General features: G+C 45.7%; 11 protein-coding genes. 6 read left to right on the top strand and 5 right to left on the bottom strand.

Annotated elements, in window-relative coordinates:
- The first annotated feature begins 408 nt into the window (after window positions 1-408).
- Both ettA and DBX26_RS02555 read left to right on the top strand, forming a co-directional pair.
- Entirely contained in the window at window positions 409-2,076 is a 1,668-nt protein-coding gene (ettA, locus tag DBX26_RS02560) for an energy-dependent translational throttle protein EttA (RefSeq protein WP_020335937.1), read from the top strand.
- Window positions 2,077-2,496: 420 nt separating this feature from the next.
- Complete coding sequence (locus DBX26_RS02555; protein ID WP_014230881.1) at window positions 2,497-3,498, top strand: M23 family metallopeptidase; 1,002 nt, start codon at window positions 2,497-2,499, stop codon at window positions 3,496-3,498.
- Window positions 3,499-3,552: 54 nt separating this feature from the next.
- On the opposite strand, the gene tyrA is transcribed toward DBX26_RS02555, so the two are convergent.
- The 3 genes from tyrA to nagZ form a co-directional block, all read right to left on the bottom strand.
- A complete protein-coding gene (gene tyrA / locus DBX26_RS02550; RefSeq protein WP_014230880.1) occupies window positions 3,553-4,680 on the bottom strand; it encodes a bifunctional chorismate mutase/prephenate dehydrogenase in 1,128 nt (375 codons plus the stop codon).
- Window positions 4,681-4,708: 28 nt separating this feature from the next.
- A complete protein-coding gene (locus tag DBX26_RS02545; RefSeq protein ID WP_020335936.1) occupies window positions 4,709-5,782 on the bottom strand; it encodes a 3-deoxy-7-phosphoheptulonate synthase in 1,074 nt (357 codons plus the stop codon).
- Window positions 5,783-6,000: 218 nt separating this feature from the next.
- Entirely contained in the window at window positions 6,001-6,984 is a 984-nt protein-coding gene (nagZ, locus tag DBX26_RS02540) for a beta-N-acetylhexosaminidase (RefSeq protein ID WP_118117755.1), read from the bottom strand.
- Between the two features lie 89 nt (window positions 6,985-7,073).
- On the opposite strand from nagZ, the gene DBX26_RS02535 reads away from it, so the two are divergent.
- On the top strand, window positions 7,074-8,186 hold the full coding sequence (locus tag DBX26_RS02535; RefSeq protein WP_118117753.1) for an anhydro-N-acetylmuramic acid kinase: 1,113 nt from the start codon (window positions 7,074-7,076) through the stop codon (window positions 8,184-8,186).
- A gap of 16 nt (window positions 8,187-8,202) precedes the next feature.
- On the top strand, window positions 8,203-9,129 hold the full coding sequence (murQ, locus tag DBX26_RS02530) for an N-acetylmuramic acid 6-phosphate etherase (protein WP_118119739.1): 927 nt from the start codon (window positions 8,203-8,205) through the stop codon (window positions 9,127-9,129).
- Window positions 9,130-9,193: 64 nt separating this feature from the next.
- Here murQ and DBX26_RS02525 read toward each other — a convergent pair whose 3' ends face one another.
- Window positions 9,194-9,523: a hypothetical protein gene (locus DBX26_RS02525; protein WP_014230875.1), complete on the bottom strand. Its 330-nt coding sequence runs from the start codon at window positions 9,521-9,523 to the stop codon at window positions 9,194-9,196.
- Window positions 9,524-9,633: 110 nt separating this feature from the next.
- Window positions 9,634-9,975, bottom strand: coding sequence for a DUF2799 domain-containing protein (locus DBX26_RS02520; protein ID WP_014230874.1), 342 nt, complete (start codon window positions 9,973-9,975; stop codon window positions 9,634-9,636).
- Window positions 9,976-10,305: 330 nt separating this feature from the next.
- Here DBX26_RS02520 and DBX26_RS02515 point away from each other — a divergent pair, with 330 nt between their 5' ends.
- Both DBX26_RS02515 and DBX26_RS02510 read left to right on the top strand, forming a co-directional pair.
- On the top strand, window positions 10,306-11,790 hold the full coding sequence (locus DBX26_RS02515; protein ID WP_020335932.1) for a carbon starvation protein A: 1,485 nt from the start codon (window positions 10,306-10,308) through the stop codon (window positions 11,788-11,790).
- A gap of 172 nt (window positions 11,791-11,962) precedes the next feature.
- Window positions 11,963-13,633, top strand: a complete 1,671-nt coding sequence (locus DBX26_RS02510; RefSeq protein WP_014230872.1) for a sensor histidine kinase — start codon at window positions 11,963-11,965, stop codon at window positions 13,631-13,633.
- The last annotated feature ends 6 nt before the right edge of the window (window positions 13,634-13,639 follow it).

Raw genomic sequence — 13,639 nt, 5'->3', positions numbered from 1 at the left:
AGCCTAGTTTTCTTAGAGTTTATGTTTCAAAGGCACTTTAAGTATATGCATACATTTACACAGAAATATGCAACCAATGTAAAGTGAATTGATGTATTAAAATTTATACTCGTTAACTTTTGCAGCAATGAGGACGAGAAGTTCATAATGTGCAAAGAAATCCATTCTTCACTTCAAGCGAATAACAAAAGTGTATACCGTAACCATGTAAGTTTCCGGTCAGCTGAGAATAAGAAATCGTATAACAGGTAAAATTCTTGCAGCGCGGTAACAAATAGCCCCAGGTAAACGATTTATGCCAGTCAGTGACAAGGCTCTGAATTGGGTATCCTGAAGTCATTTGGGTATATCAGGCAGTTGGTATAAAATAGTGGGTTTGAATAACAGTTAATTTAGGAACGATCGGCAATGGCTGAATACGTATATACCATGTCGCGGGTGAGCAAAATTGTGCCACCTAAGCGTCAAATTCTTAAAGACATCTCTCTGAGCTTCTTCCCTGGTGCGAAAATCGGTGTTTTAGGTCTGAACGGTGCAGGTAAATCAACTCTGCTACGTATCATGGCGGGTATCGACACGGATATCGACGGTGAAGCACGCCCACAACCAGGGCTTAATGTTGGCTACCTTCCACAGGAGCCAGTACTTGATGAATCAAAAACCGTTCGTGAGATTGTAGAAGAAGCGGTATCAGACGTTGCAGGCGCGCTTCAACGTTTGGACGCGGTATATGCAGCATACGCTGAACCAGATGCGGATTTCGATGCTCTGGCAAAAGAACAAGGCGAACTGGAAGCTCTGATTCAAGCGAAAGATGGCCATAATCTTGATAATGCTCTGGAACGTGCAGCGGATGCTTTGCGTCTTCCTGAGTGGGATCAAAAGATTGCCCATCTGTCAGGTGGTGAGCGTCGTCGTGTCGCTATTTGTCGTCTTCTACTAGAAAAGCCAGACATGCTTCTTCTCGACGAACCAACCAACCACTTGGATGCTGAGTCTGTTGCTTGGCTAGAACGCTTCCTGGTTGATTACACAGGTACTGTTGTAGCGATTACCCACGACCGTTACTTCCTTGATAACGCTGCTGGCTGGATTCTTGAACTTGACCGTGGTGAAGGTATTCCATGGGAAGGTAACTACACCTCTTGGCTAGAGCAAAAAGATGCACGTCTACAGCAAGAAGCATCACAAGAAAGTGCTCGTCAAAAGACCATCGAGAAAGAACTTGAGTGGGTACGCAAAAACCCTAAAGGTCGTCAGGCGAAATCGAAAGCGCGTATGGCTCGTTTTGAAGAGCTTCAAAACACTGACCATCAAAAACGTAACGAGACCAACGAACTATTTATCCCACCAGGTGAGCGCTTAGGTGACAAGGTTATCGAAGTGAATAACCTGACGAAATCGTTCGACGGCCGTGTACTGATTGATGACTTGTCATTCAGCATCCCTAAAGGTGCAATCGTCGGTATTATCGGTGCCAACGGTGCAGGTAAGTCAACGCTATTCAAAATGCTAAGCGGCACAGAGCAACCAGATTCAGGCACTATCGAACTGGGTGATACTGTGAAACTGGCATCGGTTGAGCAGTTCCGTGACTCAATGAACGACAAGAACACTGTATTCCAAGAGATTTCTGAAGGCGCTGATATCATTAAGATCAACAACTTCGAAATCCCTGCACGTGCATACTGTTCACGTTTCAACTTCAAAGGCTCTGATCAACAGAAAGTAATCGGTGAGCTATCTGGTGGTGAGCGTAACCGTGTACACCTTGCGAAACTACTGAAAGCGGGCGGCAACGTACTGTTACTCGATGAACCAACCAACGACCTTGACGTTGAAACGCTACGTGCACTAGAAGAAGCGCTACTTGAATTCCCAGGCTGTGCAATGGTTATCTCGCACGACCGTTGGTTCCTTGACCGTATCGCAACGCACATCATCGACTACCGTGACGAAGGTCAGGTTAACTTCTACGAAGGTAACTACACCGAGTACATGGACTGGTTGAAGAAGACGCTTGGTCCTGAAGCTGCAGAACCTCATCGCATCAAATACAAACGTATCGCGAAGTAATCTCTCCAGAATCATGGTCGCTACCTGACACAGTCAGGAAAGTCCGATTGTAATTTGAACAAAGGCCGCTATCATAGCGGCCTTTCGTTTTCTGAAGGCTGAACCAACATCACTTTTTAGCCATCCCGACACTTTCAGATAATATTCGCACACTTTTTGTGCTTTTTGATATATGATTCAGTCCGTTCGAGTCATTGGTAAGAAAAATAATAAAGTGGGGAGACGACTTTTTTCATCAATTGTCGACCAAACTCCTCTGCCCATCGAACCAACTAATTAGGCTGATGCTCATTGAAAGTACAGCCAACAAAAGTAATTTTCAGAATTGAATGTAGGCAATAACGAACTTCCATACGAAAGTTAACGCTGCTTTCGCTTTAGGAAATAAATAAACAAATGCCTACTTAAGTAACTATCACTATGTCTAAAAAAATCATCATTCAGATCCCGACAAAAAACGGCGATCAGCAATTTTACTTTGGCCGCATTTCGGTCGTCACCGTGTTGGCTTCGGTCATCGCGTTACCTGCCGTTATTGGTGGTGCATGGTATATGAACCAGCAACAGCGCTATGATCAAGATGTACTGGTTCAAGCCGTCGCTAAACTGGAGAGTGAGAAAAACGAAATCACCGCACTTTACGAAGAACAGCTTGATACCAACCACTCGTTGTCTCAATCTTTGACTGACAGAAATAACCAAATTCAGCTGCTGGGTAAACGTGTATTCGATGTCGAGTCGGTACTTGGATTAGCCGACGAAGAGCTGATGCTTGATGAAAACAATTTGGCACTGGAAGAGAGAATTGACGCTGCGGCAATAGATTCTGCCGTACGTGCAACCATGTTCCGCCTTATTCCTAACGACAGCCCAATCACTTATCAGCGCATCTCATCCTCTTATGGCACTCGAATCAACCCAATTTCAGGGAAGAAACACGTTCATACTGGTATCGACCTAACCTGTAAGCGTGGTGAAGAAGTACTGGCTCCTGCCGATGGGGTTGTAGAGACGGTTCGTCCGGGTAATCGAGGCTATGGCAACTACCTGACTTTACGCCATTCGTTTGGTTTTATGAGTTCTTATGCGCACCTGCAAAAATTCAAAGTGAAAAGCGGGGAATTTGTCAGTAAAGGGGATGTTATTGCTCAATGTGGTAACTCTGGTAATTCGACCGGACCTCACCTGCATTATGAAGTGCGCTTCCTCGGGCGAGCATTGAACCCTCAATACTTAATGGACTGGACGCCAGAGAACTTCAACTACGTGTTTGAAAAAGAAAATAAAGTCAAATGGGGTCCATTAGTTCAGTTGATTGACAACGTTGTTCGTCTGCAAATCAACTTAACTAATTCGCCTTACCGAGACACCAGCATCAACACCGTGTCCAGTGAAGAAGGTAACGAGACAGCCGTTAACTGATTTTCTTCAAATAAAAAAAGAGCAGCCAAAGCTGCTCTTTTTTATATCAGGCTGTTAGCCACGATGAATATTATCATTGGCTTGCTTGAGCAGGTTCTGGCTCTCATTCATAAATTGTTGAGAGTAAGTACCAAACCAATCACTCACCTGCTTGAAACTTTCGATGAATCGCGCTTTGTCTTTGCTATCCAGGATCGCCACCGCATCACCCAAACGCTGATGGAATCGCTTGATCATGTCGATATTCTCTTGAGAAGAGAAAATGATATCACCGTACAAATTCGGGTCCTGACCAAACAGTCGTCCAACCATCGCCAATTCAAGGCGGTAGATTGGCGAGCTTAGTTTCAGCAACTGATCGATATTCGGGTTCTCTTTACTTAAGTGCATGCCGTAAGCAAACGACGTAAAGTGTCTCAGAGCCTGAATCAGTGTCATGCCATGATCATGCTCTTCTGCGTCAATCTGACACAAACTTGCGCCCCAAATACCAAATTGTTGGAGTAGCCATTGGTAATGCTCGTTACCACGGCCATCACAGTACACAATCACCTGCTTCGCAAGGCTAGGAACATCAGGGCCAAACATCGGGTGAAGACCGACAACCGGGCCAGCGTGCACCTTGAGCATCGCTTGCAGTGGCTTCGACTTAATCGAGGTTAAATCACACAAAATGCAATCTTCTGGTAAGTTACCCAGCTTCTCGATAACCCCTTCCGTCAGATGAATCGGTACCGTGACCACGACTAAACCCGCGTTGTCCAGGATTTCATCCGCACGATCCCAATCTTTACTGCCCAGAACTTTGACCTGGTAGCCCGACAATTTGAACATGCGGCCAAACAGACCGCCCAGTTGACCATTACCACCGATAATCACAACTGAGCGTAATTCTGGGTTCAAGCACTTAAATCCGGAATCTTTCTCACTGGCATAAGACTCACGCATAGTACGACGAAGAATGTCTTCGATTAGCTGTGGGGGTACCCCAATTTTTTCAGCTTCAGCTCGACGAGACGCTAACATCGCGGCCTCTCGGTCGGGGGCATAAATTGGCAAACCGTGTTCGCTTTTTACTTCACCCACTTTTTCTACCAGCGATAAACGCTGGGCTAGAAGCTCAAGCATTTGCTTGTCGACTGCATCAATCTGATCGCGTAATGCGTTAAGTTCAACTGCCATTGATGTTCCTTTAAATAAGTTCCGTTTTTTAGCCTTTTAGGCGATTCTCTAAGAAAGGCACCAGCTCTTCGTGTGCATGACGTAATAGTGCCTCAGTTGACTCCCAATTGATACATGCATCGGTGATAGATACACCGTATTCCATCTCTTCAAGTTTCAGGTCAGAAGACTGATTGCCTTCGTTGATGTGGCTTTCAATCATCAGGCCGATAATAGACTTGTTGCCTTCACGAATTTGATGGATCACGTCTTCAGCGACCAGTGGCTGACGGCGGTAGTCTTTACGTGAGTTCGCGTGGCTACAGTCCACCATCAGTGAAGCGTCAAGACCTGACTTCGCCATTTCTTGTTCACACTCAGTCACGGATACTGAATCGTAGTTCGTCTGCTTACCACCACGAAGAATCACATGACCATTCGCGTTGCCCTGAGTCGTGAGCAGTGCAACTTGTCCTTCACGGTTAATTCCCATGAAGCGGTGGCTAGATGATGCTGCTTGCATCGCATTGATTGCTGTCGCCAAGCTACCATCAGTACCGTTTTTAAAACCAATTGGCATAGACAAGCCACTCGCCATTTCACGGTGAGTTTGCGATTCGGTAGTACGCGCACCAATTGCAGCCCAACTAAAGGTATCTGCGATGTACTGCGGGCTGATTGGGTCAAGAGCTTCTGTCGCTAGCGGAATTTCCATCTCTGCCAGGTCAACCAGCAGTTCACGGCCAACATGCAGACCATGTTCGATATCAAAACTGCCATCCAGATGCGGGTCGTTAACTAAACCTTTCCAGCCAACGGTAGTACGAGGCTTTTCAAAGTAAACACGCATTACAATATACAGTTGGTCACTTAGTTGTTCTGAAAGCGCTTTAAGACGTTTTGCGTAATCTTTCGCCGCATCAATATCGTGGATAGAACAAGGTCCACACACAACAAGCAAACGGTGATCTTTCTTATGAATGATGTCAGCAATAGTTTGACGAGATTCTTGGATAAAGCGGCGTGCTTTGTCACTCAGAGGCAATTTCGCTTTTAACTCATCTGGAGTGATAAGAACCTGTTCTTCGACGATGTTAATGTCGCTCAATTCACTTTTTTTCATAACCTTGACCTGTATATTATTTTTTACACCCAACCAAATCCTTGGTGAGACAACTAAGCTTTAACGACAAGATAACAGGCTAAACGATAAAAACAAGTGTACATTTTAAAAAACATTTACTGTAAATATAATTTTACAAAAAATAAAAGCCAAACTTAACTTAAGTTTGGCTTGAGTTCGGTGTTTTTAGCAGTTTACGTGCTTACAAGTATTGAAGTTTATGGAGTTAAACGCTTCATCGCTTCGCTGGCTTGTTTCCACTCTTGTGACAACTTGAGCTCACTCAGAGAAAAGCTCTGTTTTTTCAGTAACGCGCTGGCTTGCGGCACACTCGTGATAGGTAAGTTATCCAGAGCTTCGACCTGAGCCTCTCTTTTATTGCACATCAACAGCATATCGCACCCTGCATTCAAAGCCTGAATGGAGCGTTCTGCAGGACCGCCCATGATAACTGCGCCTTCCATGGTTAAATCATCAGAGAAGATCAAGCCTTTGAAACCAAGTTGCTGACGCAGAATTGTTTTCAGCCAATATTCGGAACCGCTGGCAGGTTGAGAGTCGTAGTTCGGAAAAATGACGTGGGCTGGCATCATGGCATCCAAAATACCCGCCTCGATTTGAGCTTTGAAAATCGCCATGTCTTGCTCAAAAATATCACTGCGCTCGTCATAGGGCGTTTCCAGATGAGAGTCAGCAATCACGCCACCATGTCCGGGAAAGTGTTTGCCTGTTGTCGCCATGCCGATGCTTTTCATCCCTTGCATGTAGGCAGTGCTATGACGAAGGATGGTATTGGCGTCTTCCCCAAAGGCTCGGCTACCAATCGCTTTGCACTGATGGCCTTTATCCAATACAGGGGCGAAGCTCAAATCAATGTCATGAGCAATCAGCTCCGCAGCCATAAGCCAGCCGCCCATTCGAGCAAGCTCTTCACTGTTTTGATGTTTTGCATATTCATCAGCAGCAGGGATAAGAGAAAAGCCCTCACGAAATCGCTGTACTCGCCCTCCTTCCTGATCGACACCAATCAGTAGCGGACGTTTCGCCGCTTTGCGGATAGACTGGGTAAGCGCCTGAAGTTGCTCGCTATCATGATAATTCCGTGTAAACAGAATCAAGCCACCAACCGTTGGATGCTCCAAAATTTCTTTGTCTTCAGCAGTCAGCTCATAGCCTGCAACGTCAACCCATAACGGACCCATGTTTTCTCCTCAAATATCTGGTACCAAATGAGGTTATTCGCTTCAGATTTGCTTTACAATAAGCGAATGAAGAATTGACGAGATCGGCTGTGAATTTTAACGAACTTTACATTGGCGTGATGTCTGGCACGAGTATGGATGGTGTCGATACGGCTTTGGTTGAGATTAAAGGAAACCACGTTCAGCTTATTGCCCACGATGATTATCCAATGCCTGCCCAGCTGAAACAGGCTTTATTGTCCGTATGCACTGGTCAGGAGACGAACCTGAAAACCATTGGTGAACTCGACCACCAGCTTGGTAACCTGTTTGCCGATGCCGTTCTCCAGCTGTTGGATAAATCTGGCTATTCCGCTGAGCAAGTCCGCGCTATTGGCAATCATGGTCAAACCGTTTTCCACCAGCCAACTGGCGAGTATCCATTTACCACTCAATTGGGTGATGCCAATATTATCGCGGTGAAAACCGGTATCGACACCGTGGCGGATTTTCGTCGTAAGGACATGGCACTCGGCGGTCAAGGCGCGCCTCTTGTACCAGCTTTCCACAAAAGTATCTTCGCGATGCAAGACTCGACAACCGTGGTTTTAAACATCGGTGGCATTGCGAATGTTTCCGTTTTGCACCCACAGCAACCGGTGATTGGTTACGATACAGGGCCTGGTAATATGTTGATGGATGCCTGGTGTGAGAAGCATACGACGCAAGGGTTCGATAAAGACGCACAATTTGCACTGCAAGGTACAGTCAATCCGGCACTGCTCAATCAATTACTTCAAGAGCCTTATTTAACACGCGCAGCACCCAAAAGTACCGGCCGCGAACTGTTCAATATCAACTGGTTACAATCCCAACTGACTGGGCATTCACTCTCTGCAGAAGATGTTCAGCGCACATTATGTGAGTACTCCGCCGTCACCATCGCCAGTGAAGTAGAGAAATTTACTTACGGCAAATCTCCGCTACTGCTGGTTTGTGGTGGCGGAGCGAGAAACCCACTGTTGATGCAACGCTTAAGCGAATTAATGCCTCAATGGCAAGTGACCACAACCAACGAAAAAGGCGTTGATGGCGACTATATGGAAGCAATGGCGTTTGCGTGGTTAGCTCAGCGCCATATTCACGGTTTGCCGAGCAATTTACCGGAAGTCACCGGAGCAAGTCGACTGGCTTCACTCGGTGTACTGTATGCAAAAAATTAATAATGAAGGCTTAATTATGACAAACGACGCACTTATTGCTGCTTTATCACAGCTCGTTTCTGAAGGTCGTAACCCAGAAACAATGGACATCGACTTGCTGCCTTCACTGGATATTGTGCAGCGCATTAATCAGCAAGACAAACTGGTTCCTCTTGCCGTAGAAAAGGTCCTTCCTGAGATAGCATTGGCGGTCGATAAGATCACAGCAGCATTTAAAGCGGGTGGCAGGCTGGTTTATATGGGTGCTGGTACCAGTGGTCGTTTAGGCGTTTTGGATGCATCAGAGTGCCCGCCAACGTTTGGGGTATCAGACAAAATGGTCATTGGCTTAATAGCAGGCGGACCAGAAGCTATCCTCAAAGCGAAAGAAGGTGCTGAAGATTCTCCTTTGCTCGGCGAGCAAGATTTAAAGAATATCAACTTCAATAAAAGTGATGTGGTTGTCGGCATCGCAGCAAGTGGCAGAACGCCTTATGTGATTGGTGGATTAGAGTATGCCAATGAGATTGGCGCAACAACAGTAGCACTGTCTTGTAACCCAGACTCTCCTATTGCCGACATCGCTGATATCGCGATCAGCCCGGTTGTCGGTCCGGAAGCATTAACAGGCTCTACCCGTCTTAAGTCAGGAACGGCACAGAAACTGGTGCTGAACATGCTGACAACAGCAAGCATGATCCGCATTGGTAAGAGCTACCAAAACTTAATGGTGGATGTTAAAGCCACCAATGACAAACTGGTCGCACGCGCCGCTCGTATCGTGATGCAAGCGACGGACTGCAGTAAAGAGCAGGCAACAGCCGTGCTCAAACAAACAGACTATGAGGTAAAATTGGCGATATTAATGATCCTCACAGATCTGGATATCGATTCAGCCCGCCAGCAGCTGGCGCATCAGGATGGTTTCCTGCGTAAAGCGGTAGAAAACCACCAGCCGAAATAATCACAAACAGGTAAGCATAAAAAAGGTGACTTCGTGTCACCTTTACTCGTCTATTTAACGTTGATTAATCTTCATAGAGCCATTCATCAAACTGGCGATTGAGCTCATTATTCGCTTTACGTTTAATATGTTCGGGGTCGGTGGCGTTTTTGACGTTTTCCACTTTATTGGTGTACTTGCTCGTCGCTTTCTTGGCCTCACGTTTGGCCTGATTCTGGACGTAGGTGCCACTGGTGATCTCTTCGATATCACGCTTAGTGTTATCAAGCGTATTAGTAATATGGCTTTTGCTATGCTCGTATTTACGTTTAGCTTTAATGGTATCCTTTAGCGCATTAGATGCACTGGCGGTCAGCGGCAATAAAACTAAGGTGAGCAGGAGGTACTTTTTCATCGTCGGAATCACTCTGAATTAAAATTCAATGGCAAAAGTAAACCAAACAAACCCTCCCCATTTGTCAGAAGATTAACAAGTCAGACTGTCGTCTTGATTATGAAACTGCGTTAGTTACTGTATTCGTTCCAGCCACGCTGCCATTCCATTCGGAATTTTTGGGCCTGTTTAGTCCCTTCGCATACCCCTTCGTAATACTGACCAGATAGTCCAATCTGATACGCAAAATCAGGGTTACAGTATTCAGACAAACCTTCGAGATAACCTTGGTCGTAATCTCCTTGTTTTACATTGCCCATTGCGCTTAGCTCTTTCACTGTGCGTGATGTATGACCCGCGATGCCATCCTGATAACCGATTTGATACCAGTCGCCTGACTGAGCGAGATCTTCTGTAGTAGCGGAACACCCTGCCAGTAAAGCCAGCGCTAACCCTAACGTTGCCTTTTTCATATTTCCCCTTAACTCTTTGTTTTAAAAATTTGTTTTCAAAATAAGCTTACCACTAAATTCTCACTTTGACCGTTTATCTGCGTATTTAACCCCTGACAGTGGTAAGCAACCGCTAAACGTGAAATCAGAACCACTCATTCCAGCCAAATACCATTCACGGCTCAGAGCAACCACTGAGCGGTGCCCAAAACCACTCAAAGGCCATATCGACCACTCGTAGTCCTATTCGACCACTTACCGACTAAGCGAATGCAATTAACAAAAGCAGCCCTTAACATGCATCCTGAAATTAAAACAATTACCCTATCCTACTAACCAAGGACAATAGTTATGATGTGGTTTCTAACCTGTGTCGCAGCCCTAATCGGCGGATACTTCATCTACGGCGCTTTCGTCGAGAAAATTTTCGGCATCAATGAAAAACGCCAAACGCCTGCTCACACTAAAGCAGATGGTGTTGACTATGTTCCAATGTCAACCAAGAAAGTTTACCTAGTTCAGCTACTTAACATCGCTGGCGTAGGTCCTATCTTTGGCCCAATCATGGGTGCGCTATACGGCCCAGCGGCAATGTTATGGATTGTTATCGGCTGTATTTTTGCAGGTGCGGTACACGATTACTTCTCAGGTATGCTATCTGTTCGTAACGGCGGTGCTTCTGTACCAACCATTACTGGACGTTACCTGGGTAATGGCGCAAAACACTTTATGAACATTTTTGCCATTGTCTTACTGCTTCTTGTTGGTGTGGTATTCGTATCAGCACCAGCTGGCATGATCACAAACCTAATCAACGATCAAACAAGCCTAAACGTAAGCATGACAACAATGGTTATCGCAATTTTTGCGTACTACATCATTGCGACTATCGTTCCTGTTGATAAGATCATCGGCCGTTTCTACCCACTGTTTGGCGCACTACTGATTTTCATGTCTGTTGGCCTGATGACTGCTGTAGCATTCTCTAGCGAGCACACAGTAATGGGTGACTTCCAAGTATCGGACATGTTCAGCAACCTAAACCCGAATGACATGCCTCTATGGCCAGCACTGTTCATCACTATCGCATGTGGTGCAATCTCTGGCTTCCACGCGACTCAGTCTCCACTGATGGCACGTTGTATGGAAAACGAGAAAAACGGTCGCTTCGTATTCTACGGCGCAATGATCGGTGAAGGTGTTATCGCACTAATCTGGTGTGCTATCGCACTGTCTTTCTTCGGCTCTCTAGACGCACTGTCAGAAGCAGTGAAGAACGGCGGCCCAGGTAACGTAGTTTACAGCGCATCATTTGGTCTACTAGGTGTGTTCGGCGGTATCATCGCGTTCCTAGGTGTGGTTATCCTACCTATTACTTCAGGTGACACAGCGTTCCGTTCAAGCCGTCTGATCCTTGCTGAATACTTCAACATGGAACAGAAAACACTGCGCAACCGTCTACTAATGGCGCTTCCACTGTTCGTTATCGGTGGTATCCTGACTCAAGTTGACTTCGGTATCATCTGGCGTTACTTCGGTTTCGCAAACCAAACTACAGCAGTAATGATGCTTTGGACTGCGTCGGCTTACCTACTACGTCACAACAAACTGCACTGGATTACCACTATCCCTGCAATGTTCATGACAACGGTGTGTGTAACGTTCATTCTGAACAACAGCTCACTAGGTTTCGGTCTGCCAATGCAAGTGTCGACTATCGCAGGTATCATCTTCTCACTAGTTGTTACGGGTTACGTTATCAAAACCTCTAAAGGTAAAGGCGAAACTGAACTGGCTGACGAAGAGAAACCACAAGCGGTATCTGAAACTGCTTAATATCAGCGCATTTTCATCGACTGATTAAGATAGAGAGCCTGCCCAATGCAGGCTCTTTTTGTTTTATACCCAAGTGACTTCAACATACTGGCTTAGAGCATTGTCGCTGAACCAAGCATCTTGAGGTTACTTAGGTATACAATAACAACATTGATTTCAGGTTAGGTTCGCTATGGAACTGGTTATTTCTCTATTACAGCAAATGTGTGTTTACTTAGTACTGGCGTACATGCTGAGTAAAACACCCATTATATTGCCTCTGTTGAGCATCTCTTCTCGCTTAAGCCATCGCTTAATTTGTTACGTACTTTTCTCGGGCTTCTGTATTCTCGGCACCTATTTTGGTCTGCATATTAACGATGCAATTGCTAACACTCGCGCTATCGGTGCAGTCATGGGGGGGCTATTTGGTGGCCCCGTGGTTGGTTTCGCGGTAGGGCTTACTGGTGGTATTCACCGCTACACACTCGGTGGTTTTACCGATCTGGCTTGTGCAATCTCAACCACGGCTGAAGGGGTTATCGGTGGCCTGCTTCACGTATACCTAATCAAGCGCAACAAAGGTGCCCTGCTATTTAACCCAAGCGTCGTGTTCAGCGTGACTTTTGTGGCTGAAGTTGTACAAATGATCTTACTGCTCGCGGTCGCAAAACCGTTCGACCAGGCTTATGAACTGGTATCAGCGATTGCTGCTCCGATGATCATTGCCAACTCGTTTGGTGCTGCTCTGTTCATGAGCATTCTTCAAGACCGAAAAACCATTTTTGAAAAGTACTCGGCAACCTTTTCACGCCGAGCGTTAACCATTGCCGACCGCTCAGTGGGCATTTTAAGTAACGGTTTTAACACTGAAAACGCAGAAAAAATCGCCCGTATCATTTATGAAGAGACAAAAGTAGGCGCGGTCGCGATTACCGATCAGGAAAAAATCCTCGCCTTTGTTGGTATCGGTGATGATCACCACAAACCCAACACCCCGATTTCATCGCAAAGTACCTTAGACTCGATGGAAAAGAACGACATTATTTATCTCGATGGCTCCGAGCGCCCTTATCAGTGCTCCATTGCGAAAGACTGTAAACTGGGTTCAGCGCTTATTATTCCTCTAAGAGCGGGTAAAGAAGTAATCGGTACTATCAAACTCTACGAGCCAAAGCGAAAACTGTTTTCCACGGCAAACATGTCGATGGCAGAAGGGATTGCACAACTGTTATCCAGCCAGATTTTATATGGCGACTACCAGCAACAACAAACCTTGTTAGCTCAGGCAGAAATCAAATTGCTACACGCGCAGGTTAATCCACATTTCTTGTTTAATGCGCTCAATACTATCAGCGCGATTACGCGACGTGACCCGGATAAAGCTCGTGAACTGATCCAAAACTTATCGCACTTCTTCCGCAGTAACTTAAAACAGAACATCAACACGGTCACGCTAAAAGAAGAGCTTGCTCATGTGAATTCTTACCTAAGTATTGAAAAGGCTCGTTTTACTGACCGACTCGAAGTCGAGATAGATATTGAACCAGAATTACTGGACATCAAGTTACCAAGCTTTACACTCCAGCCTTTGGTAGAAAATGCCATTAAACACGGCGTCTCTAATATGCTGGAAGGCGGCAAGGTGAGAATATACAGCCAAGCGCATCCACAAGGTCATCTGATTACCGTGGAAGACAATGCAGGCAGTTTTGAGCCACCTAAAGATAACCACTCTGGTTTAGGTATGGAAATTGTCGACAAACGTCTCACAAATCAGTTTGGGCGTGATTCAGCGCTAAAAATTGCGTGCGAGAAGCATCAATTTACTAAAATGAGTTTTATTATTCCCACAACTTCGTAAAGGTCA

The sequence above is a fragment of the Vibrio sp. dhg genome (genome assembly GCF_003443775.1).
Taxonomy (GTDB): domain Bacteria; phylum Pseudomonadota; class Gammaproteobacteria; order Enterobacterales; family Vibrionaceae; genus Vibrio; species Vibrio natriegens.
Note: the sequence above shows the minus strand (reverse complement) of the source record. Positions and strands in the feature narration are given on the sequence as shown.

Coding starts and splice junctions, on each gene's coding strand:
- ettA (WP_020335937.1), top strand. CDS start 409: ATGGCTGAATACGTATATACCATGTCGCGGGTGAGCAAAATTGTGCCA.
- DBX26_RS02555 (WP_014230881.1), top strand. CDS start 2,497: ATGTCTAAAAAAATCATCATTCAGATCCCGACAAAAAACGGCGATCAG.
- tyrA (WP_014230880.1), bottom strand. CDS start 4,680: ATGGCAGTTGAACTTAACGCATTACGCGATCAGATTGATGCAGTCGAC.
- DBX26_RS02545 (WP_020335936.1), bottom strand. CDS start 5,782: ATGAAAAAAAGTGAATTGAGCGACATTAACATCGTCGAAGAACAGGTT.
- nagZ (WP_118117755.1), bottom strand. CDS start 6,984: ATGGGTCCGTTATGGGTTGACGTTGCAGGCTATGAGCTGACTGCTGAA.
- murQ (WP_118119739.1), top strand. CDS start 8,203: ATGACAAACGACGCACTTATTGCTGCTTTATCACAGCTCGTTTCTGAA.
- DBX26_RS02525 (WP_014230875.1), bottom strand. CDS start 9,523: ATGAAAAAGTACCTCCTGCTCACCTTAGTTTTATTGCCGCTGACCGCC.
- DBX26_RS02520 (WP_014230874.1), bottom strand. CDS start 9,975: ATGAAAAAGGCAACGTTAGGGTTAGCGCTGGCTTTACTGGCAGGGTGT.
- DBX26_RS02515 (WP_020335932.1), top strand. CDS start 10,306: ATGATGTGGTTTCTAACCTGTGTCGCAGCCCTAATCGGCGGATACTTC.
- DBX26_RS02510 (WP_014230872.1), top strand. CDS start 11,963: ATGGAACTGGTTATTTCTCTATTACAGCAAATGTGTGTTTACTTAGTA.